The sequence below is a fragment of the Lysobacter sp. HDW10 genome (assembly GCF_011300685.1).
GTDB lineage: Bacteria > Pseudomonadota > Gammaproteobacteria > Xanthomonadales > Xanthomonadaceae > Solilutibacter.
Map to the genome: position 1 here is coordinate 843,532 of NZ_CP049864.1, position 25,511 is coordinate 869,042.

General features: G+C 58.1%; 24 protein-coding genes and 1 pseudogene. 12 read left to right on the top strand and 13 right to left on the bottom strand.

All coding sequences use genetic code 11. From position 1 onward, the window contains the following. Positions 1 to 65 precede the first annotated feature (65 nt). Complete coding sequence (locus tag G7069_RS04070) at positions 66 to 734, top strand: response regulator transcription factor (RefSeq protein ID WP_166294541.1); 669 nt, start codon at positions 66 to 68, stop codon at positions 732 to 734. Between the two features lies 1 nt (position 735). Here the strand turns inward: G7069_RS04070 and G7069_RS04075 are convergent, their stop codons facing one another. Genes G7069_RS04075 through G7069_RS04090 form a run of 4 tightly spaced genes read right to left on the bottom strand, consistent with a single transcriptional unit; the run spans position 736 to position 5,656 of the window. Next, a complete protein-coding gene (locus G7069_RS04075; RefSeq protein WP_166294543.1) occupies positions 736 to 4,053 on the bottom strand; it encodes a PAS-domain containing protein in 3,318 nt (1,105 codons plus the stop codon). 32 nt (positions 4,054 to 4,085) lie between these two features. Next, on the bottom strand, positions 4,086 to 4,493 hold the full coding sequence (locus G7069_RS04080; protein WP_166294545.1) for a sulfur transferase domain-containing protein: 408 nt from the start codon (positions 4,491 to 4,493) through the stop codon (positions 4,086 to 4,088). A gap of 39 nt (positions 4,494 to 4,532) precedes the next feature. Then, on the bottom strand, positions 4,533 to 5,318 hold the full coding sequence (locus tag G7069_RS04085) for a sulfite exporter TauE/SafE family protein (protein WP_166294547.1): 786 nt from the start codon (positions 5,316 to 5,318) through the stop codon (positions 4,533 to 4,535). Continuing rightward, a complete protein-coding gene (locus G7069_RS04090) occupies positions 5,315 to 5,656 on the bottom strand; it encodes a metalloregulator ArsR/SmtB family transcription factor (RefSeq protein WP_166297507.1) in 342 nt (113 codons plus the stop codon). Before G7069_RS04090 ends, G7069_RS04085 begins: the two co-directional genes overlap by 4 nt. A 72-nt stretch (positions 5,657 to 5,728) precedes the next feature. On the opposite strand from G7069_RS04090, the gene G7069_RS04095 reads away from it, so the two are divergent. Genes G7069_RS04095 through G7069_RS04105 form a run of 3 tightly spaced genes read left to right on the top strand, consistent with a single transcriptional unit; the run spans position 5,729 to position 7,436 of the window. Then, entirely contained in the window at positions 5,729 to 6,601 is an 873-nt protein-coding gene (locus G7069_RS04095) for an MBL fold metallo-hydrolase (RefSeq protein WP_166294549.1), read from the top strand. Next, positions 6,598 to 7,023: a YeeE/YedE family protein gene (locus tag G7069_RS04100; RefSeq protein ID WP_166294551.1), complete on the top strand. Its 426-nt coding sequence runs from the start codon at positions 6,598 to 6,600 to the stop codon at positions 7,021 to 7,023. Before G7069_RS04095 ends, G7069_RS04100 begins: the two co-directional genes overlap by 4 nt. Further along, a complete protein-coding gene (locus G7069_RS04105) occupies positions 7,020 to 7,436 on the top strand; it encodes a DUF6691 family protein (protein WP_166294553.1) in 417 nt (138 codons plus the stop codon). The genes G7069_RS04100 and G7069_RS04105 overlap by 4 nt, the downstream gene beginning before the upstream one ends. 60 nt (positions 7,437 to 7,496) lie before the next feature. Here G7069_RS04105 and G7069_RS04110 read toward each other — a convergent pair whose 3' ends face one another. Then, positions 7,497 to 9,791, bottom strand: a complete 2,295-nt coding sequence (locus G7069_RS04110) for a TonB-dependent receptor (RefSeq protein ID WP_166294555.1) — start codon at positions 9,789 to 9,791, stop codon at positions 7,497 to 7,499. 140 nt (positions 9,792 to 9,931) lie between these two features. Here G7069_RS04110 and G7069_RS04115 point away from each other — a divergent pair, with 140 nt between their 5' ends. The 3 genes from G7069_RS04115 to G7069_RS04125 all read left to right on the top strand — a co-directional run bounded on the left by G7069_RS04115 (position 9,932) and on the right by G7069_RS04125 (position 12,189). Next, positions 9,932 to 11,335 (top strand): GntP family permease, encoded by a 1,404-nt coding sequence (locus G7069_RS04115; RefSeq protein WP_166294557.1) that lies wholly within the window; start codon positions 9,932 to 9,934, stop codon positions 11,333 to 11,335. 78 nt (positions 11,336 to 11,413) lie between these two features. Then, a complete protein-coding gene (locus G7069_RS04120) occupies positions 11,414 to 11,755 on the top strand; it encodes a PadR family transcriptional regulator (RefSeq protein WP_205758751.1) in 342 nt (113 codons plus the stop codon). Beyond that, entirely contained in the window at positions 11,752 to 12,189 is a 438-nt protein-coding gene (locus tag G7069_RS04125; RefSeq protein ID WP_166294561.1) for a hypothetical protein, read from the top strand. Before G7069_RS04120 ends, G7069_RS04125 begins: the two co-directional genes overlap by 4 nt. A 3-nt stretch (positions 12,190 to 12,192) precedes the next feature. On the opposite strand, the gene G7069_RS04130 is transcribed toward G7069_RS04125, so the two are convergent. Both G7069_RS04130 and G7069_RS04135 read right to left on the bottom strand, forming a co-directional pair. Then, positions 12,193 to 13,689: a YifB family Mg chelatase-like AAA ATPase gene (locus G7069_RS04130; RefSeq protein ID WP_166294563.1), complete on the bottom strand. Its 1,497-nt coding sequence runs from the start codon at positions 13,687 to 13,689 to the stop codon at positions 12,193 to 12,195. A 14-nt stretch (positions 13,690 to 13,703) separates the two neighbouring features. After that, entirely contained in the window at positions 13,704 to 13,976 is a 273-nt protein-coding gene (locus tag G7069_RS04135; RefSeq protein WP_166294565.1) for an accessory factor UbiK family protein, read from the bottom strand. A 127-nt stretch (positions 13,977 to 14,103) separates the two neighbouring features. Here G7069_RS04135 and G7069_RS04140 point away from each other — a divergent pair, with 127 nt between their 5' ends. Next, complete coding sequence (locus G7069_RS04140) at positions 14,104 to 14,442, top strand: P-II family nitrogen regulator (protein WP_166294567.1); 339 nt, start codon at positions 14,104 to 14,106, stop codon at positions 14,440 to 14,442. Here G7069_RS04140 and G7069_RS04145 read toward each other — a convergent pair. Both G7069_RS04145 and speE read right to left on the bottom strand, forming a co-directional pair. Continuing rightward, positions 14,439 to 16,298, bottom strand: a complete 1,860-nt coding sequence (locus G7069_RS04145) for a diguanylate cyclase (protein ID WP_166294569.1) — start codon at positions 16,296 to 16,298, stop codon at positions 14,439 to 14,441. The genes G7069_RS04140 and G7069_RS04145 overlap by 4 nt on opposite strands. A 141-nt stretch (positions 16,299 to 16,439) precedes the next feature. After that, positions 16,440 to 17,288 (bottom strand): polyamine aminopropyltransferase, encoded by an 849-nt coding sequence (gene speE, locus G7069_RS04150; RefSeq protein ID WP_166294571.1) that lies wholly within the window; start codon positions 17,286 to 17,288, stop codon positions 16,440 to 16,442. Positions 17,289 to 17,428: 140 nt separating this feature from the next. On the opposite strand from speE, the gene speA reads away from it, so the two are divergent. Together speA and G7069_RS04160 are read left to right on the top strand one after the other, a co-directional pair. Further along, complete coding sequence (gene speA, locus G7069_RS04155; protein ID WP_166294573.1) at positions 17,429 to 19,318, top strand: arginine decarboxylase; 1,890 nt, start codon at positions 17,429 to 17,431, stop codon at positions 19,316 to 19,318. Between the two features lie 12 nt (positions 19,319 to 19,330). Beyond that, positions 19,331 to 19,732 carry a cupin domain-containing protein gene (locus tag G7069_RS04160; RefSeq protein WP_166294576.1) on the top strand — a complete coding sequence of 134 codons (402 nt, stop codon included), beginning with the start codon at positions 19,331 to 19,333 and terminating at the stop codon, positions 19,730 to 19,732. 9 nt (positions 19,733 to 19,741) lie between these two features. Here G7069_RS04160 and G7069_RS04165 read toward each other — a convergent pair whose 3' ends face one another. Genes G7069_RS04165 through radC form a run of 4 tightly spaced genes read right to left on the bottom strand, consistent with a single transcriptional unit; the run spans position 19,742 to position 23,718 of the window. Next, positions 19,742 to 20,485 carry an SDR family NAD(P)-dependent oxidoreductase gene (locus tag G7069_RS04165; RefSeq protein WP_166294578.1) on the bottom strand — a complete coding sequence of 248 codons (744 nt, stop codon included), beginning with the start codon at positions 20,483 to 20,485 and terminating at the stop codon, positions 19,742 to 19,744. A gap of 29 nt (positions 20,486 to 20,514) precedes the next feature. Then, positions 20,515 to 21,309 carry an SPOR domain-containing protein gene (locus G7069_RS04170; RefSeq protein WP_166294586.1) on the bottom strand — a complete coding sequence of 265 codons (795 nt, stop codon included), beginning with the start codon at positions 21,307 to 21,309 and terminating at the stop codon, positions 20,515 to 20,517. Continuing rightward, positions 21,310 to 22,998, bottom strand: coding sequence for an arginine--tRNA ligase (gene argS / locus G7069_RS04175; protein WP_166294589.1), 1,689 nt, complete (start codon positions 22,996 to 22,998; stop codon positions 21,310 to 21,312). A gap of 45 nt (positions 22,999 to 23,043) precedes the next feature. Then, positions 23,044 to 23,718: a DNA repair protein RadC gene (radC, locus tag G7069_RS04180; protein ID WP_166294591.1), complete on the bottom strand. Its 675-nt coding sequence runs from the start codon at positions 23,716 to 23,718 to the stop codon at positions 23,044 to 23,046. A 115-nt stretch (positions 23,719 to 23,833) separates the two neighbouring features. On the opposite strand from radC, the pseudogene coaBC reads away from it, so the two are divergent. Beyond that, a pseudogene (gene coaBC / locus G7069_RS04185) lies at positions 23,834 to 24,937 on the top strand (bifunctional phosphopantothenoylcysteine decarboxylase/phosphopantothenate--cysteine ligase CoaBC); the annotation flags it as partial. A 104-nt stretch (positions 24,938 to 25,041) separates the two neighbouring features. Further along, positions 25,042 to 25,503: a dUTP diphosphatase gene (dut, locus tag G7069_RS04190; RefSeq protein WP_166294593.1), complete on the top strand. Its 462-nt coding sequence runs from the start codon at positions 25,042 to 25,044 to the stop codon at positions 25,501 to 25,503. Positions 25,504 to 25,511 lie beyond the last annotated feature (8 nt).

Below are 25,511 nucleotides of genomic sequence, written 5' to 3' on the forward strand. Positions count from 1 at the left end.
CGATGAGGGTTGCATCGTACTTTGGTGCAACGCCACGCCGCCCCTTCGGCTGATAGGCTGCCCTCATGACTTCGATACTGATCGCCGACGATCATCCTTTGTTTCGTGCGGCCTTGAAGCAAGCGGCTGCGGATGCCGTGGGCAACATGACGATGTATGAAGCGGATTCCTTGGAAGCCGTAATGGCGACACTCGAGCGCCTGCCTGATATGGATTTGATCTTGCTCGACCTGCACATGCCGGGCAATCACGGCTTGACCGGGCTTGCTGCAATTCGCGCACAGTACCCGTCGGTGGCGGTGATGGTGTGTTCGGCGAATGATGACCCGCGCGTGGTGCGGCGCGCTTTGGACCATGGTGCGGCGGGATTCTTGCCGAAGGTGTCGGGTCTGGAAGATTTGCATGACGCGATTCGCTCGGTTCTTGCGTGCGAGCGATGGTTGCCACCGGGGATGCGCGCGGCGGTGCAACGCGCGGCGTCCTCACCCGACGACCGTGCATTGGCGTCCCGTTTGGCGTCATTGTCGCCGCAGCAATTCCGCGTCTTGCAATTGGTGGCTGAGGGTTTGTTGAACAAACAAATTGCAGACCGGCTCGATATTCAAGAGCGCACTGTGAAAGCGCATGTGACTGCAATCCTGGAACGCTTGGATGCACGCAATCGCACGCACGCGGGCGTCATCTTGCGTGAACTTGAACTCGGAGATCCCAGTCGACACATGCCGGTCGGCTGAGTCAGTCGACGCGGGTCGCGGCCAACAACCGATCAAGTACCGACTTCAATGCGAGTGCGCGGGCAGGCTTGCGCAGCAGCATTAAGCCGCGTTCCATCACTTCGCGTCGCACCACGCCGCCATCGTCGGCACTCATCATCAATGTCGGTCGGCTGCCGAAGCGTTCCGTCAACTGCGTGTGCACATCCAAACCGGTGATGCCATCGTCTAGATGAAAATCCAACAGCCACGCATCGACGTCGCCTTTCGCCATGGCTTGCATGGCACTGTCGGGATCGGATGCCGTCGAAACCCGATAACCCCAGCCATGTAAGACCTCAGCCAAGGCCTCGAGTGACAGCGGATCGTTGTCAACAATCAGCAAGTGCGCGGCGTCGGGGCCGCGTTCGCGCGCTTCCGGTGCTTGCGGTGTTGCTTGGGGCACCGTGACTGCAAACACGCTGCCTGAGCCCACGCGACTGCGGACATGAATCGGCGCATCAAGGAGCTCGGCCATGCGATCGGCAATGGCAAGCCCCAAACCGAGGCCTTGGCCTGGCACGCCTTCACCGCGACGGAAGGCTTCAAAAATGCGTTCGAGGGCTTCGGGCGGAATGCCCGTGCCGGTGTCGTGTACTTCCACACGAATCGCGCCGGGGAGATGCCGCACACCCAAAAGCACGTGACCTTGTGGTGTGTAGCGCACTGCATTGGCCAAAAAGTTCTGCAGGATTCGGCGCAGCAATTGCAAATCGCTCTGCACCCAAGCACGTGTAGGTACATAGCTGAAGATCAAACCGCGCGCGCCCGATAAGGCGCGAAACTGTGCAGCCAACGGATCCAACAATTCGGACAGTGGGAAGTTGCGCTTCTCAACGACAAGGCCGCCGGATTCGATGCGCGACAAGTCGAAAAGATCGGTTAACAAGTCATTGGTGGCGTCAAGCGCCCCTTGAATCTGAGCGATCGAACGTTGCTTGCCGGCATCCTGCGTTTGCTGCAGGAGTGCATCCGCGAACAGTTGCGCGGCGTGTACCGGTTGTAGCAAATCATGGCCAATCGCCGTCAATAGCCGTGACTTTGCGTCATTGGCGCGCTCGGCTTCATCGCGCGCTTCGTCCAACATTTGCGTGCGTTCGACCACGCGATGTTCAAGCGTTGCATTGATGTCTTGCAGTTCCGCAGCGGCACGCCTGAATGCCGTGACATCTGTAAATGTGGCGACAAACCCACCACCCGGCATCGGGTTGCCGCGAATTTCGATGGTGGCCCCATTGGGAAAAATGCGCTCGGACAGGTGTGGCGTGCCGGCACGCATGTGGCCGAGGCGTCGCGCTAAAGCTTGTTCACGCGTGTCGGCCTGACCCATGCTCTGCAAAGCCCAGCGACTGGCGTCGGCAATCGGCATACCGACTGTTAGCATGCCTTCTGGAAATCCAAACAACTCTTGGTAGCGCGTATTCCACGCCACGAGTTTTAAGTTGGCATCCACCACGCTGATGCCTTGGCTCATATTCTCAAGCGCGCCTTCCAACACGCGCTGATTAAACTTGAGATCTTCCGAAGCTTGACCCACGATGCTGGCGACGGTGTCGAGTTCAGCGGATGTTTTTCGTTGCGCGGTATCCAAGAGCAAACGTGCAGACGCACTTCCGAGCACACCAGCCAGCGCACGTTCAACCGCGTTCATGGTTTCGAAATTCACCGCGCCAGTGGTCGGCGCAGCACGCAACAGGTCATGCACGCGCTCAGGCCCTAAGAAACGCAAGCTGGCATTGCGTAGGGTGTTCGCATCGAAGCGGCGACGGGTGGCGCCCGCGCGGCGCGGCAGACCGAAACTTGCGAGTGCCGTGGCAAGGGTCGCGACGATCAAACTCACCGCAACGGCACGCGCCAATCGGCCCCAACCTGTCAGTTCAAGCAGGTTGTCCGGGGCCAACCAACCCCATCCCATCGGTCCGTTCGCCAACCAAGTGCCAGACACCCAACCGGCGTCGCCAAGAATCGGCAGCAACATGGCCCACGTCCAAGCCATGAAGCCGCAAACGATGCCGATCGAAACAGCACGTGCGGGCGTTGAAGGCAGCAAGGCAGCGACTACAACCGCGGGCGCCAATGTGGCCAAGGCAGAGAATGACACCGCGCCAACATCTGCGAGTGCATCTTCACCGGCCACTGCACGACCATAGATCCATGCGAGCAACACAATCAGGATGATGCCCGCGCGACGCAACATCAGCACGCGCCCACGCAAATCGCCGGCGCCTTGTGCCCAAGCACCGCGCAAAAGTCCGGGTGCCAACCAGTGGTTGCCGATCATCAAGCTCAGTGCCAACAAGCTAATGACCGTCATGCCCGTGGCCGCGGCCAAGCCGCCGAGAAACGCAAACAAGGCCAATCCACTTTCGCCGTGCGCCATGGGTAGGGCGAGCACGTAGAGGTCTGAGTTCACGGGCATGCCCGCGAATTGCGCAGCCCCGGCGCGCGCCAATGGCAGCAATGGCAAGGAAATCAAAATCATGTAGAGCGGAAACACCCAGCGCGCTAAACGTAGATGTTTTTCATCACGGCATTCGACGATGCCGACGTGAAATTGGTGCGGCAAGGTGAACATCGCCAGGATGCCCAACACCACCAAAGGCGCGAAGCCTTGCAGGTCCGCTTCCGGCAACGGATGTTTCAGCGTGTCGAAGTCCGTGGATTGGGTGGCGACAAAAATGCCCAAAGCCAACATCGCCAGCAATTTGAATACAGACTCCAACGCAATCGCGAACACCAAGCCATGGCTATGTCCGCCAATGTCGGCTTTGCGCGTGCCAAACAAAATCGCGAAGCCTGCAACCACCACCGCGACCACGGGGCCAATGTCGGCATGCGCCGTTGCATCCATTGGGCGCACACCATTCACGAGCATGTCGTAGCCCATCGACACAGCTTTCAATTGGAGTGCGATGTAGGGAATCAAGCCCAAAATCGCCACCAAGGTCACCAAAGCCGCAAGGGGTGCATTGCGGCCTAAGCGGGCAGCGATGAAGTCAGCCAAAGAGCTGGCGTGTACTTCGCGCGCGCGTCGCACAAGGCCGACGATTGCCACGCCACCCAATGCATATAACAAGATCGTGCCGACAAAGGTCGGCGGCAGCGGCCATTGGTAACGCGCTGCTTGGGTGACCGTGCCGAAGAAGGTCCAGGACGTGCAATACACCGGCAGCGACAGCGCGTAGATCCAGGCCCAATGACGTGACAGCCAAGCCGGCTTGCGGTCGGCATAAATGGCCGCGGCAAACAACATGGACAACCAAACCAAACAACAGAGAATGACGACGCCAGCGCTCAACATTCGGAAGGGACGTCCTCAATCAATTCTGCAAGCTACAGCATAGCGGCGACTGCGGCATCCAGTCCGGCGAGTCCCGCACTGCGACCCAATGCCAAGGCTTCTGTGGGCGATGCACCGCGATTGAACGCGGCGTCGAGTGCCACCATGGCACCCACGCGATTCGCGGTTGCGCAGTGAATCAATACGCCACCATGGTCACGCGCCGCATCCAAGGCTGCTCCGAACTGCGAGATGCGCGCGCGATCAAGATCGCCGGGTCCGGTGATCGGTACGTGCACGTAACGCATACCGTGTTGTGAAGCCACGGCGGCTTCGTCATAGTCCACGGGTTCATCCGCTGCACGTAGATTGATGATGGTCGAGACACCGGCTTTTGCAAGCGCGGCCAAATCTGCCTCGGTCGGCTGACCATACGCATAGTGGTTGTCTGAATAACACATGGGTCTGTCCACAAAAATCTCCTGGTTCCGGAAGCTTGTTTAGCTGAAAGCCATCGCATGGGTTGTGCGATACAGCATGTAGATCGCAACAACGGTGATCAAGCCCGCCATCACGAGGTTAAGCGCACCTTTTCGATCCGCAAGATGGACAGCGGTGCGGGTGCCTGCAACGCTGCCCACTGCGCCACCGGCAATGAAAATCGCAGCCAATGGCCAAGAGACCAAGCCCGAACTTGCGTAACTGATCGCCGTGGTCAAACCGAATGCGGTCACAGCGACCAGGGAAGATCCGACTGCTGCCAGTATCGGCATGCGCGTCGCGGCAATCAAACTGGGCACCACCAAGAAGCCGCCGCCAATGCCGAAGAAACCCGAGAGCAGACCGGTTGCCGTACCTGTGGCCACAAGTTTGGGCGCGTTCTGACGGCTGATGCGCACGGTCGCATCGCCACCCTGCCCACGTGCGCGCAACATCAATGCAGCGACGACCAACATCAATAGCGCAAACAAGGCCAATAGTTTTTCACCGTCGACTGACTTGCCAAACAGTGCGCCTGTCCATGCACCGAGCACGCCCGCACTCGCAAAGGTGAGTGCGCATGGCCATTTCACATGACCCTTGCGTGCGTGGTTGCCGAGCCCGATCAAGGCATTTGCCGCCACTGCAAGCGCACTGGTACCAATCGCCACGTGCGGGTTCTGCACACCCACGACATACACCATCAACGGTACAGCGAGAATTGAACCGCCACCGCCGACGAGGCCCAAGGTAAAGCCAACGATGCTCCCCGACAGCGCGCCCAGCACGACTTCAACGGGGTTCATCGACGCTTCTCCGAGCCACCGCAGTAAGCGGCATACAGGGCGTTCATCACACCGAGCGCGGGGCCTGATTCAAGGGCGTAAAAAATGGTTTGTGCATCACGCCGCGTCCGCACCAAAGACATGCCGCGCAACACCGCAAGGTGCTGCGACAGCGCGGATTGGCTAAGCCCGGTGACCGGCTGCAATTCACCCACCGAACGTTCGCCTTCGACCAGTTGGCACAACACCAACAGACGCGCAGGATGGGCAAGTGCCTTCAACAATTCCGCAGCGTCAATGGCGTGGTCCGCGAGTGCATCCGCGTCGGGCAAAAGGGCTTTCTTTGAAATGCGTGGCATGAACTGGCTTGACATTTAATTGCGATATGTCTAAATTAGCATAAGCTAATAAATAAAGCAAGGAAACAGAACATGAATCCCCAAGTGAAAACCTTCCACGATCCGGTGACCTCAACGTTCACCCACGTGGTCTACGACAGCGCTGGTGGACATGCAGCGATTGTTGATCCGGTGCTGGACTATGACGCCGCAAGCGCGCGAACCTCAACGGCGTCCGCCGATGAAGTCTTGGCATTTGTTCGGGCGCAGTCACTGACGGTTGAGTGGATATTGGAGACACACGCACACGCGGATCATCTGACTGCGGCGTCCTATCTCAAACACGAAACGGGTGCGCGCGTGGCCATCGGCAAAGGCATCACCGGCGTACAAGCGCGCTTCAAGACGCTCTTTGGATTGGGTGCAGACTTCGAAGCCAACGGCAGTCAATTTGATCGTCTGCTTTCCGAAGGCGAGCAAATTCAAGTCGGCGCGCTCACGGTCGATGTGATCGCAACGCCCGGTCATACCGATGACAGCCTCACCTATGTCATCGGTGACGCTGCATTTGTCGGCGACACTGTGTTTGGACCCGCAGCGGGCACGGCACGCGCAGATTTCCCCGGCGGTGATGCATCCACGTTGTATCAGTCCATCCAACGCCTGCTTGGTTTGCCCGAAAACACACGCCTGTTCCTGTGTCATGACTATCCGCAAGCAGGTGAAGCGCCTCGCGCGGAAAGCTCACCGAGCGAACAGCGCAGCAAAAATATTCATATCGGCGGTGGCACTGACCAATCGACATTTGTCGCGCTCAGAAACACGCGTGACGCCACTTTGCCGTCACCGCGTTTGATCCTGCCCGCGTTGCAAGTGAATATCCGCGCCGGTGAACTGCCACAACCCGACGCAAATGGCATTCGCTATCTCCGCTTGCCCGTGAATCAAATCGGATCGAAGCAATGACCAGCCAGTGGTGGCTCGCCTTGTCTGGCGGGATCTTAATTGGACTGTCTGCCGTTCTATTGCTGTGGTTGAACGGCCGCATCGCCGGCATCAGTGGCATCGTCAACGGCATCTTGCTACCCAAGCGCGGAGAAACTCGCTGGCGCGTGGCGTTCGTGCTGGGCGTGATCGGCGCAGCGGGACTTTACATGGCATTCGTTCCGGGCGCACCGCAACCGCGAGAAGACTTCTCACGCATGGGTCTCGTGGTCGCAGGCGTGCTGGTCGGGTTTGGGACGCGTATGGGCAATGGATGCACCAGCGGCCATGGTGTATGCGGTATCGGTCGCTTATCAGCGCGTTCTATCGTGGCGGTTTTGACCTTCATGCTCACGGCCGTGATTGCGACTTACATGACGCGCCATATGGGATTCTCGCTATGAAGCGGATCATGATCGCTGCACTTTTGTCGGGCGCTTTGTTCGGCGTCGGGCTCGCGATGTCTGGCATGGTCGATGCGCGTCGCGTCCTTGGCTTCCTTGATGTTGCGGGCAACTTTGATCCGAGTCTTGCCTTCGTACTCGGCGGTGCGGTCGCCACCACACTGGTGTTGTTTCCGCGCGTCATTCGCACAGGGACGCCGCTGTTCGCAGATGCTTTCAGATTGTCTTCTTATGCAAAGGTTGATCGCCGTTTGATAGGTGGCGCAGCACTGTTCGGCATCGGTTGGGGCATTGCCGGTTACTGTCCTGGCCCGGCCTTGGCTGGGTTGGGTGTGGGTGCGTCCGAAGCGCTTTGGTTTGTACCCGCGATGTTAGGCGGTGCACTCCTCCATCGTGCTATCAATCGCGCTTGAAAATGCAAAAAAAGCCCGGCGATTGCCGGGCTTCGTTTAACTTGAACAGACATGCGCACTTTAGAAGTTGTAGCGCACGCTGACATACCCATTGAGCGGCGCACCGTAGTAAACGGTTTGAATATTGCCGACGCTTGAGAACTCTTGACCTTCAGTCTTGTACTTGCGATCACCCAAGTTGCGCACGCCCGCGCGCACTTGCCACGCGTAGTCCGAAGAATCCCATGAGCCGAACATGCCGAACAAGGTGTAGCCCGCTTGAGAGAGTGCCGGACGGTTGTCCACCGAAAGCCATGTACGGCTACGGTAGGCTGCGTCCGCGCCGAAGGTAATACCGCCTGCTTCACCCAAGTCGAAGGTATGTTGTAAAGCCAATCGCGCAGAGAGCTTGGGCGAGAACGGCACATGATCGTGCAAGTTCGCCAAGGTCGGATTGATCTTGGTCACCGGATCGTTGAACTCGCCGTAGCGTGCATGCATCCAACCGATCTGTGTCGAAACGACCGTGTTCTTGTCAGCACCCAAGACAGCTTTGCCTTCAAGCTCAAGACCGTCGACTTTCATCGAAGCGGCATTCAAAACCGGGAAAGAGAACGTTGCCGAACCCGGTGCGGTGTGTTCTGACACGCGCGCTTGGAAGTCTTTGTAGTCACTATGGAACGCCGCGATATTCGCCGAGTAGCGACGGTCTGCGCTTTGCATCTTCAAGCCGGCTTCATAGGTCCACACGTACTCGGGATTGAATACAGCGTGGTCCGCATCGAACTTGTTGTTGGCACGGCCGTTGAAACCACCGGATTTAAAGCCGCGGTTTGCAGAGATATAGGCCGTCATGTCGTCGCTGAACGCTTTCGTGATCGACAACGACGGTGTGACTGCGCTCCACGACTGACTGCGATTGTTGATATCTGCGGCACGATCGCGTCCATTCAATGCCGTAAACGGTGAGCCGTAGAACACGCTGGTAGTGCGGCTATAGGTTTTGGTTTCGCGCGTGTAGCGAATACCACCGGAAAGTGCCCAAGTCGGTGCAAACTTCCAATCGACGTTGGCAAAGACCGCGCTGCTCTTGTTGTGCAGGTCGTCATCAATGGTGCGCAAGAAGTCCATTTTTGCACCTAAGTAACGCAAGAAATCATCGGCATATGCTTCTTGGTGCGAGGGCACGTTTTCGTTGAGGTGGTAGGCACCGACGATCGCGTTGACGGTGTCGCTGCTGTATTGCAGTTGCAGCTCTTGGCTCCATTGCTTCTGATCGACTTGCACGCGAACGTCACCAAGCTCGAATGGCGATGCGTCAATATCGATATACGAATCCGTCTTCAGCTTGCGATAGGCGCTGATGCTCTTCAGTGCCCACGCATCCGAGAGATGCCACGTCATGTTGAGCGATGCACCCGAGTGCGTCATCTTTTGGCCCATGCCTGGGGCAAATGAGGTGCGTGCACGGTAGTCGTAATTGCCCGGTGCCGGCTGCAATATGGTGACCGCGCCCGTAGCCAAATCAACGGCTGTCAGCGGTGCGGTTGCTGCACCCATGGTGAGCGGTGCGTCTTGTTTGGTGTAGTCCAAACTCAGCGTTGCATCGAATGCATGGCTTGGACGGAATGCCAATTTCGCGCGCACCGCCTTGGTGTCGTCGCCGTTATATTCCTGACCATTGGTGGGGTTGCGAACATAGCCGTCGTTCTTCATCACGCCACCGGCAATGCTGGCTGCAAACGTGTCACTCAACTTGCCGGCCATGTAGAAGCGACCTTCCAAGCGTCCGAACGAGCCTGCAGTCATTTCAACCGAACGAACGGCATCCACGAAGGGATCTTTGGTCGAGATCTTGATGGCGCCGCCGGTGGAGTTCTTGCCGTACAAGGTGCCTTGCGGCCCGCGCAGTACTTCCACCTGACCGACGTCAAACAATGAGAACAGGGCGCCATTGATGCGCGAGTAATACACATCGTCAACGTACATGCCAACGCCCGGGTCGAACGTCTGCAATGCGTCCGGCTGACCGATGCCGCGGATAAACACGTTGACTGAGTTCGCCGAGCCGCGACCTTGCACGATATTCATATTCGGCACCGCACCTTGCAGACCGCTGATATCCGTGGCTTGCAAGTCTTTCAGTCCGTCTTCGCTGAATGCACTCACGGCGACCGGCACATCTTTTGCGGTTTCCGCGCGACGCCGTGCGGTGACTGTCACGGCATTCAAGGTGTTCTTCGCGTCGGCCGCTTTCTTGGCCGCCTCGGTCTGAGCGGCGTCGTTGTTTGACGGGGCTGCATCCTGCGCGAATGCAGGGTGTGCGGCTGCGGAGATCGCAAGGGCGATCGCAAGACTGAGGTGCGTTGATTTCATGAAAGTCCCCCTAAAGGACAAAGTGCGTACCGGGTGATCATCACCGCGCGGCGGGTCCGCGCACATCGTACTTTCGGACAAGGGCAAGCGCCCGGCCACACTGCCACACTGCGTGACAGCTCCCTTCTGCAGAGTCCGCGATGGCATTCCTGATTGTGTTGGCCGCTCTGGTGTTCTTGATGTTTGTCGCCTATCGCGGCTACAGCGTCATCTTGTTTGCACCCGTTGCCGCGCTGGGTGCCGTCCTGCTCACCGATCCCGGATTGGTGGCGCCGATGTTCAGTGGCCTGTTCATGGACAAGATGGTCGGCTTTTTGAAGAACTACTTTCCGGTGTTCTTGCTCGGTGCGATTTTTGGGAAAGTCATTGAGTTGTCGGGTTTCTCGCGCTCGATCGTGGCGGCAACCATTCGAGTCGTGGGTGCCAGTCGCGCGATGTTGGCGATCGTTCTCGTGTGTGCCCTGCTGACCTATGGCGGCGTGTCCTTGTTCGTCGTCGTGTTCGCTGTCTATCCATTTGCCGCGGAATTGTTCCGTCAAGGGGACATACCGAAACGCTTGATTCCCGGCACGATCGCGCTCGGTGCTTTCACCTTCACGATGGATGCGTTGCCGGGCACACCGCAAATCCAAAACATCATTCCGACAACGTTCTTCAAAACGAACACGTGGGCTGCGCCGTGGCTTGGCACAGTCGGCGCGGTCTTTATTCTCATCGTGGGCTTGGCGTACTTGGAATGGCGTCGGCGCGCCGCATTGGCAGCGGGCGAGGGCTACGCCACAAAAACGCCTTTGCGCAACGAGCCTGCGGAATTCAATGAAGTGCGTTTGGCGCACCCGATGATCGCGCTGCTGCCTCTGATCGTTGTTGGCGTAGCGAATAAAGTTCTGACTTTGGTGATTCCCGCGCGTTATGGCGAGACTGCGAGTTTCATTCCAGCGGTGATCGGCTCGCCGGCACCCGTTGTGCAAGAAGTATCGAAAATTGCGGCCATCTGGGCGGTGGAGGGCGCATTGCTGCTCGGTATCGCAACGGTGTTCTTGTTTGCTTGGAAAACAGTGGCGAAGCGTTTTGCGGACGGCAGCAAAGACGCCATTGGCGGCGCGATGTTGTCAGCGATGAATACAGCAAGCGAATACGGCTTCGGTGCGGTCATTGCCGCATTGCCAGGGTTCCTGTTGTTTGCCGACACCCTGCGCAAAATTCCGGATCCACTGATCAACGAAGCCGTCACTGTGACTGCGTTGGCCGGAATCACCGGCTCTGCCTCGGGGGGCATGAGTATTGCCTTGGCGGCGATGGCAGATACGTTCATTCAAAACGCGCAGGCCGCGGGCATTCCCTTGGAAGTCTTTCATCGCGTCGCCGCGATGGCGTCGGGTGGTATGGATACCTTGCCGCACAACGGCGCCGTGATTACGTTGCTTGCGGTTACGGGGCTCACGCATCGCGAGGCATACAAAGACATCTTTGCCATCACGATCGTCAAAACCCTTGCGGTATTCCTCATCATCGGCATCTTCTACCTCACCGGCTTGGTCTAAAGCCGGTCCAGGCGGTGCGGTAAGGACAATTGACTGTGCGACGCACAGTGTGCGATGCTATGGGAAATGGAACCCCATATGCCGCCCGCAATTGACGACAGCACCCTGAGCCAAGAACTTCGCCGCGGCACCCTGATTCTTGCGGTTTTGAGTGCGCTGGGTCAGGGCGAACAGTGCGGCGCAGACCTGCGAACCATTCTGGGTGCCGCCGGTCTTCCAATTGAAGAAGGGGCCTTGTACCCAATGCTGCGACGTCTGGAAACTCAGGGACTCCTCGTCAGTGAGCGGCGATTCGAAGATTCCCGTGTCAAACGGTTTTACACCTTGTCAGCCGCGGGGCATGCCGCGCAGCACACGATGCTGGCGCAGTGGCACGCCCTTTCAGAAAGCCTAAAGCGTCTCAACGGAGCGCAACAATGAACACAGAAGTAGAACGCTATCTGCAACAGGTGAATCGTTGGTTGGTACCGGGGCGCCGCGCGCGCACGCTTACCCACATCCGCGAAGACCTCGAAGAGTTCTTGAGCCAAAGTGATGACACGGCGCCACTGGCACAACGCCTTCGCGCGTTCGGACATCCACCGGTCGTCGCTGCGCGCTACGCGGATGCGCCGCATGTCATTCCCGGCATGCTCGCGCCTGCCTATCTGGTTGTCTTATGTCTGTCGATCGTAGGGCTTGTACTGGTCAACATCAGCTTGATGGTGCCAACTGCTATCAACGGTGCGAGCTTCTCTGAAAATCTCATGCACGTGTTTGATCGCGCCATGCGGGTGTTGCCGTGGACGTTCACGATCGTCACGATTGTCTTTGCCCTGATGGGCTATTGGGTCCAACGACAACCGACCAGGTAATGCTTAGATTTGTGGCCTGAAGGTCAAGGCCTCCAGCCAATGTGCGCGTTCGATGTGCGCTGCATGCGCCAGATCGGCAATGGTGCGTGCCACACGCAACACGCGATGGCTGGCCCGAGCAGACAAACGTAATCGCTCACTGGCCGTATGAAAGCCGTCGGCATCTTCCATGCCTTCCGTGCAATGTGCGGTGAGCGTTGCACCTTCTAATCGCGCATTGGGCACGGATTGCCGAAGCACTTGGCGCCCCCGCGCATCTGCCACCCGTTCGCGAATCGCTTCACTGCCCTCGCCCTGAGACAACGCGCCGTGCAATTCGGACGCGTGAATACGCGCCAGCGACACATGCAGATCGATCCGATCCAGCAGCGGACCCGAAACCTTGGCGCGATACCGCGCAATGGCATCGGGCATGCATTCACACCGCTGCGATGGATCCCCGGCATAGCCGCACGGACAAGGGTTCATTGCAGCAATCAACTGAAAGCGCGCCGGATAGCTCAGTTGTTTTGACGCGCGCGCAATATGCACCACGCCGGACTCTAGCGGTTCGCGCAAGCACTGCAATGCATGGCGACTCCACTCTGTAAATTCATCCAAAAAGAGCACGCCGTTGTGCGCGAGCGACACTTCACCCGGTCGCGGGTCGCGCCCACCGCCGATCAACGCCACGGCACTCGCCGTGTGATGCGGCGATCGAAAAGGTCGCTGTCGCCATGCACGCGTGGACACATCCGTGGTCGCCAACGAAGCAATCGCGGCGGTCTCAAGTGCCTCTTCATCGCTCGCCATCGGCATGATGCCGGGCAACCGTGTTGCCAACATGCTCTTGCCACAGCCTGGCGGCCCTGCGAACAGCACATGGTGTTCGCCCGCAGCTGCTATCTCGAGCGCGCGTCTTGCCACTTGTTGGCCACGCACATCGGCCATGTCAGGCCAATGCGACTTGTCCGAGTCGTTGATTGGCCGACGCAAAGGCTCAGCCGGTACGTTTGCACGAAGCTGTTCAACCAGTGCACGCAAATCATGTGCCGTACGAATGTCTGAGGTCTCACACAAAGCGGCTTCTTCGGCATTCGCATGCGGAATGACGAGTTGACGTTTGACCATTGCACTGGCGAGCGCGGCCGGTAGGACCCCGCGAATGCGCTTCAAATCACCCGTGAGGCCGAGCTCGCCCATGAACTCGCGTCCCTGCAAACAGCGAGCCGGCAGTTGCCCAGAGGCGACCAGGATGCCGAGTGCAATCGGAAGATCAAACGCACCGCCTTGTTTCGGCAAATCGGCGGGTGCGAGATTGACTGTGATCGCGCGCGCGGGAAAGTCGAACTGCGTGCTGGCAAATGCAGCGCGTACACGGTCTTTTGATTCGCGTACCGCTGCTTCGGGTAAGCCGACGATCGACATGCGCGGCAATCCGCCACCCAAGTGCACCTCGACGGCAACTTCAGGCGCACGCACGCCCAAGCGTGCACGACTGTGCACGACGGCCAAAGCCATGTCGGGGACCGCGCTTAGTGCGCGACGTTTTGCGTGTTGGCGTCGTCGGCGCCGCGCTCAAGTTCGGCCAAACGGCGCTCAAGCATTTCAATCTTTTCGCGCGTGCGCAGGAGCACCGCGCGTTGCACCTCAAACTCTTCACGTGTGACCAAATCAAGCTTGGCCAAGCCGGATTGCAGCACGGCTTTGAAGTTCTGCTGGAGCTCCTCGCGGTTTTCGCGGATGCCCGGCGGCAACAAGTTGCCGAGGCGGCGGGCGAGGTCGTCCAATTGACTGAAATCGATCATGCGAATGTCCTTTCGATGGGTGTGTACTCATGCTGCGTCACCCAAACAGGGATGGCAGTAGGCGAATTGCCCGAGCACGCATCGGGTGTTTCCGATTAAGCTTGCAACAGCATAAAGGAGCCCCGCGATGAAGATGGTGATGGCAATCATCAAGCCGTTCAAACTTGATGACGTGCGTGAAGCGCTCGCCGATGTTGGCGTGGCAGGCATCACTGTGACCGAGGTCAAAGGCTTCGGCCGACAAAAAGGGCACACCGAGCTCTATCGCGGCGCAGAGTATGTCGTCGATTTCCTACCCAAGCTGAAACTGGAAGTGGCGGTCAGCGGCGATCAGGTTGAAGCGGTCACCGAAGCCATCATGCACAGCGCAGGCACCGGAAAGATTGGCGACGGCAAGATCTTCGTCTGGGATCTGGAGCGCGTGGTGCGTATCCGCACCGGCGAACTGGACGACGACGCCCTTTAAGCCACGGCGTCTGACAAGACGACGCAATTCCGGCCTCTTTCTTTGGCCGTGTACAAGGCGCGATCTGCACGTTCAATCCAAGCATTGCGCGATTCACCCGGCACGTATTGCGCCACACCGATGCTGACGGTAATCGACAGGTCGGGATCAATGGCGCTCAATCGCAAAGCACCCACGGCCGTTCGAAGCCGCTCCGCCACCTGACCCGCTGCCTCCAAATCCAGACCCGGGCAGATCGCAAGAAACTCTTCGCCGCCGAAACGACCCAGTAAATCATTCGCACGAAGGCCCGTGCTCCATATGCGTGTTGCTTCTTGAAGCACCAAATCGCCGACCAAATGCCCGAAGGTGTCATTGACCTTTTTGAAGTGATCGATGTCCAGCATGAGCATGCTCAATGGACGATGCGTTTCCTCGGCGACGCGCATTTCCACATCGGCAAAGCGTTCAACCCCATTTCTGTTTGCGACGTGCGTCAGTGGGTCGACATTGGCCAAAACATTCAGCTGTCGACCTTGTCGCCACTGGCGCCACGCGAAATAGGTCAAGAAGCACATCAGCGCCAATGAAGTGATCAAGGCAAGGCCCTGCCATTTGCGCGTCGACTGCAAGATTTCGAGTTGGTGTTGTTGCGCCAAACGGTTCACGCGCAGCTGTCGTGTTTCAAACGCCTGCGATTGAATTTCGAACTCTTGCCGCAACAACGTGCCTTGTTCAATCCGCATCTTCTTTTGCAGACTCGCTTCCATCTGCATGTAATGTCGATACAACACGAGCGCGGGCTCAAATTGGCGATCCGCAGCGAGTGCATCCGCTTTTGCTCTGAGCACCAATGCAACCAAGCGATTATTTTTTTGTCTTTCGAAGAGCTTGAGCGCGCTATCCAGTGCTGCCATGCCAGGCTCGAACTTGGCATTGCCTGCCAATGCCATGCCTTCGACGTAATACAGCATCGCGGTGTCGAAGGTATCTTGCGGCGCTCCCGGTCGCGCCAAGCTTCGTGCACGCTCAATCGCCTCGAGGGCTGCCAGCCATTCGCCCGAGCGGACTTGGGCTAACGCAAGACCCGTCAACGCATTGCGTTGAATGTCGGGATCTTGCGCACGATGTGCCTCCATCAAGGCAGACGCCATGGAATCCAGCGCGCTGCCGGGGTCACCCGCTTCCATTTGAATGAAGCCGATCTGGATATAGGCATACGCCGATTCACGCGGATTGTTGGCGGCCTTCCAAACGTCAAGCACAGAACGCATGGTGACTTCAGCGCCCTGCAGATCACCCATGCGACGCTTTGCGATGCTTTCGCCGGCCAACATGTTCGGTTGCGTGCCACTGACACCCGCGCGTTCAAAGGCTGCACGCGCACGTTGGAAATCCAACAGCGCATCTGCAATGTTGCCGCGTACAGAGTTCACATCTGCGCGTAACCACAGGGCTTTTGCTTTTTGATAGGGCGCTTCCAATGCATTGAAACGCGCAATCACGCCATCCAAGCCGGCCATATCCAAGTCTTCAGATTGCAGCGTGAGCTCGCACAATCGAAACATGTTCTCGGCGATGGGCATTCCTTCGCGCTTCGCACGATCAATGCCTGAGGCGATGTACATGGTGGCTGCCGAAGCACTGGCGAAATCCACGTATTCGCAGCGCTCCGCACTGATCAGGACGCTGCGTTGCTTGTCTTTCGCGGCAAAACGGGTGTTAACATCGGTGAGATACGTCAGGTAATCGCCGGCATCGCCGCGTTGCATTTCCATCTCATGGAAATGGCGAATCGCTTGATTGAAAGTCGTCGGAATGTCTGCAGGCACAGGCGTGCTTTGCGCGGCCAAAGTCGACCATGCAATCGCACACAAGGCACAGGTTCGTACAAGCGCACGAACGCTGGCCGCAAAACGGTGTCTGTTAGCCCCTGCTCCCATACCACCAGTATGCCGACCGATGACGCGTCGCACCTTCGACTACGTCACCAAAAATTTTTCGGCATAGGCGCTTGTTCAGGATTCGAGCGCGGCGGCAACAAAAGGCGGCAAATGACGCGCGCCAATATGCGCATCCGCTGTGTAATACAGCGTTTCAAATGCTTTTGCGCGTGCGTCTGCTTCGCGGAACTGGAATGCGCCTGATTTGCGTGCAAGCGTCACACTCCACCAGCCGGTCGGATAGCAAGGCTGTGGGAACGGCAATGTTTCAAATTGCGTAAAGCCCGCTTTGCCCATTTCCACGCGCATTTCTTTGATCAGATCAAGCAGCGCCAGCGGGGATTCGGACTGTTGCACCAAGATGCCGTCGTCCTTCAGCGCACGTGCGCAGTCGGCAAAAAATGCCGCGTTGAACAAACCTTCGGCGGGGCCGACGGGGTCTGTGGAATCCACGATGACGATATCCACGCTGCCCGGCGCACAATTTTTCATATACGCAAGACCGTCATCCCAAATGATGTCCGCACGCGGATCGCCATTGGATTCGCACAATTCGGGGAAATACTTTTCCGCCATCCGCGTGACTTGTTCGTCGATATCGCATTGGGTCACTTTTTCCACACCCGGATGCTTCAGCACTTCGCGCAAGGTGCCGCAATCACCACCGCCGATGATCACCACGCGCTTGGGCGCGGGATGGCAAAACAGCACCGGGTGGGCAATCATCTCGTGATAGAAAAAGTTGTCGCGCGTGGTGAGCATCATCGCGCCGTCGATCAGCATCAAATTGCCCCAGTCGGTCGACTCGAAAATCTCAATTTTCTGAAACGGCGACTGCACTTCGTCGAGTTTGCCCTTGATTCGGAAGCCAATGGCCGAGCCGGTGGGTTCAAAGGGTTCGTAGTGCCAGTCGTTCGGAGTCATGGTTTTGCCGTATCTGTTGCGGGTTGAAGCGCGAATTGTAGCGGAGCGACGGTTACGCCTGAATGCACAAGAACAACACTGCGTGAATGCGTCGGGACGTAGAATGGCGGCAAGACATTCCCCTGCTTCGGATTGACCGCATGACCACCTGGAACCTCGACGCCGCTCGCAAGACCTATTCCATTCCACATTGGTCGGAAGGGTATTTTGACGTCGACGAAGCGGGTCGCGTTGTTGTGTCGCCATTGGGCGTTGGCGGCCCGCGCATTGCCTTGGCCGAAGCCGTCAATCGCGCGCTTGAAGGCGGCGCGCATTTGCCCGTGCTCGTGCGCTTTCCGGACATCCTTGGCCATCGCTTGGCCAAGTTGCAGGCCGCGTTTGCACAGGCGCAAACCGATTGGGAATACCAAGGCGGTTACACGGCTGTGTATCCGATCAAAGTGAATCAACACGCAGGTGTGGCCGGCACCTTGGCCAGCCATCATGGCGAAGGCTTTGGTTTGGAAGCCGGCTCTAAACCGGAATTGATGGCGGTCTTGGCGTTGTCGCGCCCCGGTGGCTTGATTGTGTGCAACGGCTACAAGGACAGGGAATACATTCGCCTCGCTTTGATTGGTCGCAAGCTGGGCTTGCAAACGTACATCGTCATCGAGAAACCTTCAGAACTTAAATTGGTGTTGGAAGAATCAAAAAATCTCGGTGTGAAGCCAGGTCTTGGTGTGCGCATGCGGCTTGCCTCGCTCGGCGCAGGCAAATGGCAAAACTCAGGCGGCGACAAGGCCAAGTTCGGTTTGAATCCGCGCCAGGTGTTGGATCTGTGGAAGGCACTCCGTGACGCGGAACTCGGCGATTGCCTTGAGCTTTTGCATTTCCATATGGGTTCGCAAATTTCGAACGTGCGCGATATCGCGAACGGCATGCGGGAAGCGACGCGCTATTTCGTTGAGCTGTCCAAGCTCGGCGCCAAGATTTCCCACGTCGATGTGGGCGGTGGTTTAGGCGTGGATTACGAAGGCACGCGTTCGCGTAGCTACAACTCGGTGAACTACGGCGTGCATCACTATGCGTCGAGTATCGTGCAGCCCTTGGCGCAGGCGTGTGAGCAAAATGATTTGCCACAACCGCGCATCGTGACTGAGTGTGGTCGTGCAATGACCGCGCATCACGCAGTGTTGGTTGCGAACGTGAGCGAGGTCGAAAAGGCCCCTGAAGGCCGCGTGCCGCCGCAAAACGACGACGAATCACAACCGGTGCAAGATCTGCGTGCGTTGCATGCGGAACTGGCAGAACGACCGGCCGTTGAGGTTTTCCACGAAGCGACGCAAGCACATGCCGAGGGGTTGTCTTTGTATGCCTTGGGTCAAATTGATTTGGTGCAACGTGCGCGCATCGACGACTTGTTCTATGCCATTGCCCATGCGGTCAAAGCACGTCTGACCTATGACGAAAAGAGCCATCGCGATTTGCTCGATGAGCTCAACGAACGCTTGGTAGACAAATACTTTGTCAATTTCAGCGTGTTCGAGTCGATGCCGGATGTGTGGGCCATCGATCAAGTGTTTCCGATCGTGCCGATTGAACGCTTGAATGAAGAACCGAAACGCCGTGGCATCATCGCTGACCTCACCTGCGATTCGGACGGCAAGATCGATGTCTACGTCGAGAACGAAGATCTTGATACCTCGCTGCCACTGCATGAATTGCGCCAGGGTGAGCGCTATCGCTTGGGCTTCTTCTTGGTCGGTGCGTATCAAGAAATTCTCGGCGACATTCACAACTTGTTCGGTGACACCGATGCCATCGAAGTGAAAGTGCATGAGGGCGAATGCCGTGTCACACAGCAACGACGTGGCGATACCACCGATGTCATGCTCGACTATGTCGGCTACAAGCTCGAAGACTTGCGTCGCATCTATCGCGCGCGCGTGGGCGCTGTCGACCTCAGTAAATCAGAGGCGGAGCGCTTGAATGCCGCGCTTGAATCCGGACTCACTGCCTATACGTATCTTGACGATACCCCGCTGGATTAATTGGAGACACCCATGAAAGGTTATGTAGACAACATCGAGCAGCAAACCAAGCGCAACACGGATTTTCGTCGCGTGTTGTACACCGGTGCACATCTGCAGTTGGTGCTCATGACCTTGCAAGCGGGTGAGGATATTGGTGCAGAGGTACACGACGACCGCGATCAATTCTTTCGCGTCGAAGAAGGCTCAGGCAGCGTCGAGATCGATGGCGTCAAGCATGCCGTTGAAGATGACGATGCAATCATCGTGCCCGCGGGCGCGCGCCACAATGTCATCAACACGGGCACCGGGCCGCTACGTTTTTATACCGTGTATGGCCCGCCGGAACACAAAGATGGGACGGTGCATGCGACCAAGGCAGATGCCGAGGCCAACCACGAAGCCGACCATTGGGACGGCAAAACTTCGGAATAATCGCGGCGTTTAGTCGCGGCTGATCTGGAAGCCGGCGAAACTCTGACGCACCGGCATCACTTCCAATCGATTGATATTCAGGTGCGGTGGCAGTTGCGACAGCCACCACACTTGATCCGCAATGTCTTCGCCGACAATCGGTGACGCATCTTTGTACAAGGTGTCTGAAGCGGTCTGATCACCGCCATTGCGCACCAAGGTGAACTCGGTCTCGGCCATGCCAGGTTCGATGCTGCTCACGCGCACGCCGGTGCCGTGCAGATCGGAACGCAGGCCCAATGAGAATTGCGAGACGAAGGCTTTCGTACCGCCATACACATTGCCGCCCGTGTACGGGTAGGTTGCTGCGATCGAGCTGATATTGACGATCAAAGCTTTGGATTCGATCAATCTCGGCAACAGGGTATGGGTCAAGGTGACGAGGCCGGTGACATTGGTCTCGATCATTTGTTTCCACTGCGCGAGGTCTGCACGTTGCGCCGGTTGCGTACCGAGTGCAAGGCCCGCGTTGTTCACCAGCACGTCAATGCGCTTGAACTGCGCCGGCAGTTCGGCAACAAACGCGGCAATCGCGGCTTCGTCACGCATATCCAGGGTGGCGACGTGTATTGCATCACCCCAGCGCGACTTCAATGCCGCCAGACGTTCAGCGCGGCGTCCGGTGGCAATGACTTGCCAACCTTCCGAGAGAAATTTTTCGGCAATGGCTTTGCCAAAACCGGAGGTCGCGCCGGTGACGCACAAAGTTTTCATGCTGGCCTCCCGGCGCGTGGTGGTTCGTTTTACTTGGCTTTGATCGGCACGGCGTTTAAGCCGCCATTGCTCAACTTGGTTTTTGCCGTGGTGAGCTCGCTGGCGGTGGCATAGGGCCCCATCCGCACGCGGAACATGGTCTTACCATTGATCGTGGCTTCTTCGACACGTGCATTCAAACCGAGCATCGCGACTTTCGCTTTCAACTCGTCTGCTTGCGCGGCTTCGCCAAATGCACCGGCTTGCAAGATATAAGGCGTGTTGGCTGCCTTGGCAGCAGACTTGGCCGCTTCAGCCTTCGCGACTTCCGTTGCCTTGGGCTTTTCTGCCGACGCAGTCGGTTGCGCTGCCGTCGGCGTCGTTGACGCCGTCGCGCTGTCGATGGGCTTAGGCAATGAGGTGTCTTCGCCCGCAGCCGTGCTTGTGTCTGCATTCGCGGCGGCAGCCGCGTCCGCCTTCTCTTTCTCAGCCTTTGCCATGGCGGCCAGTTGCGCGTCGGTCAACTTGACTTCATCGCCGGGCAACATGTCATAGAACGAGTAGTTCGGATCTGCCGGATTCTTTTCAGCCGCAGACTTCGCCGCAGCTGCCTGCGCTTCGGGCGTCATTTCAGCTTCGTCGCTGCTGGCGATGGGCTGTGCGTCGGGATTCGGCGTAGGTTTGAAGAATCCGCCGTCTTGCTTATTCATAAAGCGCGGCACAAACAGAAACAGTAACGCTGCGAGCAACGCACCGATTAAAAGCCAAGCCCAACCCGGCATGCCGCCATTACGGTGACCGCTGTAGCTGCGACGGGCCGGCTGGCGGCCACGATTTTGTGCCATTTACATCTTCTCCGGGGCAGTCATGCCCAACAAATCCAAACCATTCTTCAACACTAGCGCTGTCGCTGTACAGAGCGCGAGACGCGCGTTGCGCTCCGCTTCATCTGCGACCAACACGGGTCGCGCATGGTACGCGGTATGGAACGCCGTTGCCAACTCGCGCAAATACTGTGCAATCGCGTGCGGCTCAAGCTGTGCACCTGCGCTCTCCACCACTTCAGGGAAGCGCGAGAGTGCCATCATCAAATTCAATGACGCTTCGTCCGCAATCACGTCGAGCGTGTTCAAACCACGGTCGATATCGACCGACAATCCCTTTTCTTGCGCCTGGCGCAACAAGCTGCTGACGCGCGCGTGTGCGTATTGCACGTAGTACACCGGGTTGTCGTTCGACTGCGTCTTGGCCAGATCAATATCAAAGACCAATTGTGAATCGGGCTTGCGGGCAACCAAGAACCAACGCGTGGCATCGCACCCGACTTCTTCAATGAGATCGCGCAGCGTTAGATAGCTGCCCGCGCGCTTCGAGAGCTTCACTTCTTCGCCACCGCGCATGACGGTGACCATTTGATGCAATACGTATTCGGGATAGCCAGCAGGAATGCCGGTATCCAAGGCCTGCAGGCCGGCGAGCACGCGTGACAGCGAACCATGATGGTCAGCCCCGAGTTCGGTGACCGCGCGTTCGTAGCCGCGCTGCCATTTGCTCAGGTGGTACGCCACGTCCGGCACGAAATAGGTATAGGTGCCGTCGGACTTACGCATGACGCGGTCTTTGTCGTCACCGAAGTCTGTGGTGCGCAACCACAGCGCGCCACCCTCTTCGTAGGTATGACCCTTGGCCTTCAAGCGCTCGACGGTTTCTTCAACCTTGCCATCCGCATACAAGGAAGATTCGAGGAAGTAGCGATCAAAGCGCACGCCGAAGGCTGCAAGATCGTCATTCTGCTCAAGGCGCAACATCGCCACGGCGAACGCACGAATGGCATCCAGATCTTCAACATCGTTCTTGCCGACCACCGTCTTGTCGTCGACCGTGACCGATTCACCGGCCAGATAAGCGCGTGCGACGTCTGCAATGTAGTCACCGTTATAGGCGGCTTCCGGCCACTCGGCATCGCCCGGCTTCAGACCTTTGGCACGAGATTGCACAGACAACGCGAGATTCTCGATCTGCACGCCGGCATCGTTGTAATAGAACTCGCGCGCCACATGCCAGCCATTGGCGTGCAACACACGTGCGATGCAATCACCAATCACGGCCGCGCGACCATGCCCCACGTGCAGCGGGCCGGTGGGGTTGGCCGAGACATATTCAACGCCCACCGTGCGATTTGCACCAGTCGTGTTCTGACCATAGGCCGCGGCGCGCGCATGCACATCGCGCACGACCGAACGCCACGCATCCGCCGTGATGTGGAAGTTGATAAACCCCGGGCCTGCAATGTCGACGCGGTCAACCAAGCCACCGGTCGGAATCGCCGCAACCAAAGCGGTCGCCAACTGACGCGGATTCCCGCGCGCGGCCTTGGCCATCACCATCGCCGCATTGGTCGAGAAATCACCGTGGGTCGGGTCCTTCGGGCGCTCGATCACGTACTCGGGGATGACGGCATCTGCGGGCAGGGTGCCGGCTTCAACGAGGGATTGGATGGCCGACGCAACGAGGGCTCGCAACTGGGATTTCACGATCAGGACAAGGTTCTTGAGAAGAGGCCTATTGTACCGGAGCGCCTAAATCCAGCCCCTTGCGGCAAGCGAGACTGGCGGCCCATCGCCAATCACAAAGTGGTCGAGCAAACGAATATCGACCAAGGCCAAGGCCTGTTTGAGTCGCTGGGTGACCGCGCGATCGGCGGCGCTGGGTTCGCTGTGACCGCTCGGGTGGTTGTGGCCGACCATGATCGCGGCCGCATTGCATTCCAAGGCGCGGCGCACGATTTCCCGTGGATGCACTTCTGCACCGTCAATCGTGCCGCGAAACATCTCTTCAAATTGCAACGCGCGGTGCCGGGTATCTAAGAACAACACTGCGAATATTTCGTGCGGCGACGCGCGCAGTCGACTGCTGAAGTAGCGCGCGGCAGAGGCAGGATCGGTTAAGGCATCGCCGCGCGCCAGAGTCGCGGCCTGATGCCGATTGCCCAATTCGAGGGCCGCGCCAAGCAAGGCGGCCCGTGCAGGCCCCAAACCTTTCAAGCGTTGCATCGCGGTGGTGGGCTTATCTAACAGCCCACGCATCCCGCCGCACGCTATTAAGAGGGCGCGCGCGCCTGCGACAGCATCTTCGCCACGTGCGCCACTGCCGATGAACAAGGCCAGCAGTTCCGCATCCGACAAGGCAGGTGCGCCGCGTTTCAACAATTTTTCGCGCGGCCGTTCTTCAATCGGCCAATCTCGAATGTGCATCGCATTTTCAAATGAATTCAGTGCAGCCAGTTTCAGCGGTTGATCGCCGTCACACTGTCGGGCGCAGACACTGCATCGGGTAAGCTGTGACTTCGATTTCAGTGGGATTTTCCCGATGCAAGACCCTCATGCCGGTGTAGCGAAACGGATCCTGGTATGCGTCTGTGGCGGCATTGCGGCCTACAAGGCACCCATTCTGGTGCGCCGACTGCGCGACCGCGGGGCTGACGTCCAAGTGGCGATGACTGAAAACGCCACACGATTTGTCGGAGAAGCCGCACTACAGGCCGTTTCAGGCCATGTGGTGCGACGCTCGTTGTGGGATCCCAATGCCGAAGCTGCAATGGGGCACATCGAACTTGCACGCTGGGCAGATGTGGTCGTTGTCGCGCCTGCCACGGCGAATACCTTGGCCAAACTGGCACACGGCATGGCTGATGATTTGGTCACAACCCTGTGCCTCGCGACGACTGCACCCATTCTTGTAGCGCCGGCGATGAACCATCGCATGTGGCTACATGCGGCCACGCAATCGAATGTCGACGTGCTCAAGTCGCGCGGCGTACACGTCGTCGGCCCAGACAGTGGCGATATGGCGTGTGGTGAACATGGCCCGGGTCGCATGGTCGAGCCCGAAATGATTGCAGAAGCGCTTTACGGCCAAAAAGGATAAGCGTCCGTGTCTGCGCCTCGCTGGATCATTACTGCCGGTCCGACATACGAAGATCTCGACCCTGTTCGCTTCCTCGGCAACCGCAGTAGCGGCAAGATGGGCTTCGCGGTTGCGGAAGCTGCGCGCGATGCGGGCTTTGAGGTCGTGTTAATTGCAGGTCCCGTGCACCTCGACACGCCTGACGACGTTTCAAGAGTCGACGTGCGCAGTGCGGCAGATATGCATGCCGCGGTCATGGCGTCGCTGCCGGCTGACGTCTATATCGGCGCAGCAGCCGTCGCGGACTTCACACCTGCACACGTGGCCAACGACAAGATCAAAAAGCAATCCGATCAAGGCGGACTCACGCTTGAACTCGTGCGCACGCGCGACATCTTGGCTGACGTCGCACGCAATGCGCAGCGGCCGCGTGTCGTCGTCGGATTCGCTGCCGAAACACGCAACGTGATTGCCTACGCGCGTGGCAAGCTCGAACGCAAAGGCCTCGATCTCATCTGCGCCAATCAAGTCGGGGTTGAAGGTGGCGGATTTGAATCCGACCGCAATACCTTGCAACTCGTTTGGGCCGACGGCGAAACCACGCTTGGCCCCAATAGCAAACACGCCATCGCACGGCGACTCGTTCAACATATTCAGGATGCATTTCCCGCATGAGTGCGCAACGCCTTCAAGTCAAAATTCTCGATGCACGTTTCGGCCATGAATGGCCATTACCGGAATACGCCACGGCCGCCAGCGCAGCCTTGGATCTTCGTGCCGCGACAACCGCTGCCATCACCCTGCAGCCCGGCGGCACGGAATTGGTGCCTTCAGGCTTAAGCATTTATGTAGAAGACCCCGGCTTGTGCGCAGTGATTCTGCCGCGCTCAGGCCTTGGCCATAAGCACGGCGTGGTGTTGGGCAACGGCACCGGCCTGATTGACGCCGATTATCAAGGGCCATTGATGATCAGCGTCTGGAATCGGAGTCAGGAGGCTTTTACGATAGAGCCGGGTGATCGCATCGCTCAGTTGGTGGTTTTACCTATCGTCCGTGTGACACTGGATGTTGTGGACGCATTTGAAACGAGTGCACGAGGGGAAGGTGGCTTCGGCCACACAGGCGTGCGCTGATAAGGACT

Excerpts from the sequence above, each read along its gene's own strand:
- G7069_RS04070 (WP_166294541.1), top strand. The coding sequence starts at position 66 with ATGACTTCGATACTGATCGCCGACGATCATCCTTTGTTTCGTGCGGCC.
- G7069_RS04075 (WP_166294543.1), bottom strand. The coding sequence starts at position 4,053 with ATGTTGAGCGCTGGCGTCGTCATTCTCTGTTGTTTGGTTTGGTTGTCC.
- G7069_RS04080 (WP_166294545.1), bottom strand. The coding sequence starts at position 4,493 with ATGTGTTATTCAGACAACCACTATGCGTATGGTCAGCCGACCGAGGCA.
- G7069_RS04085 (WP_166294547.1), bottom strand. The coding sequence starts at position 5,318 with ATGAACCCCGTTGAAGTCGTGCTGGGCGCGCTGTCGGGGAGCATCGTT.
- G7069_RS04090 (WP_166297507.1), bottom strand. The coding sequence starts at position 5,656 with ATGCCACGCATTTCAAAGAAAGCCCTTTTGCCCGACGCGGATGCACTC.
- G7069_RS04095 (WP_166294549.1), top strand. The coding sequence starts at position 5,729 with ATGAATCCCCAAGTGAAAACCTTCCACGATCCGGTGACCTCAACGTTC.
- G7069_RS04100 (WP_166294551.1), top strand. The coding sequence starts at position 6,598 with ATGACCAGCCAGTGGTGGCTCGCCTTGTCTGGCGGGATCTTAATTGGA.
- G7069_RS04105 (WP_166294553.1), top strand. The coding sequence starts at position 7,020 with ATGAAGCGGATCATGATCGCTGCACTTTTGTCGGGCGCTTTGTTCGGC.
- G7069_RS04110 (WP_166294555.1), bottom strand. The coding sequence starts at position 9,791 with ATGAAATCAACGCACCTCAGTCTTGCGATCGCCCTTGCGATCTCCGCA.
- G7069_RS04115 (WP_166294557.1), top strand. The coding sequence starts at position 9,932 with ATGGCATTCCTGATTGTGTTGGCCGCTCTGGTGTTCTTGATGTTTGTC.
- G7069_RS04120 (WP_205758751.1), top strand. The coding sequence starts at position 11,414 with ATGCCGCCCGCAATTGACGACAGCACCCTGAGCCAAGAACTTCGCCGC.
- G7069_RS04125 (WP_166294561.1), top strand. The coding sequence starts at position 11,752 with ATGAACACAGAAGTAGAACGCTATCTGCAACAGGTGAATCGTTGGTTG.
- G7069_RS04130 (WP_166294563.1), bottom strand. The coding sequence starts at position 13,689 with ATGGCTTTGGCCGTCGTGCACAGTCGTGCACGCTTGGGCGTGCGTGCG.
- G7069_RS04135 (WP_166294565.1), bottom strand. The coding sequence starts at position 13,976 with ATGATCGATTTCAGTCAATTGGACGACCTCGCCCGCCGCCTCGGCAAC.
- G7069_RS04140 (WP_166294567.1), top strand. The coding sequence starts at position 14,104 with ATGAAGATGGTGATGGCAATCATCAAGCCGTTCAAACTTGATGACGTG.
- speE (WP_166294571.1), bottom strand. The coding sequence starts at position 17,288 with ATGACTCCGAACGACTGGCACTACGAACCCTTTGAACCCACCGGCTCG.
- speA (WP_166294573.1), top strand. The coding sequence starts at position 17,429 with ATGACCACCTGGAACCTCGACGCCGCTCGCAAGACCTATTCCATTCCA.
- G7069_RS04160 (WP_166294576.1), top strand. The coding sequence starts at position 19,331 with ATGAAAGGTTATGTAGACAACATCGAGCAGCAAACCAAGCGCAACACG.
- G7069_RS04165 (WP_166294578.1), bottom strand. The coding sequence starts at position 20,485 with ATGAAAACTTTGTGCGTCACCGGCGCGACCTCCGGTTTTGGCAAAGCC.
- G7069_RS04170 (WP_166294586.1), bottom strand. The coding sequence starts at position 21,309 with ATGGCACAAAATCGTGGCCGCCAGCCGGCCCGTCGCAGCTACAGCGGT.
- radC (WP_166294591.1), bottom strand. The coding sequence starts at position 23,718 with ATGCACATTCGAGATTGGCCGATTGAAGAACGGCCGCGCGAAAAATTG.
- dut (WP_166294593.1), top strand. The coding sequence starts at position 25,042 with ATGAGTGCGCAACGCCTTCAAGTCAAAATTCTCGATGCACGTTTCGGC.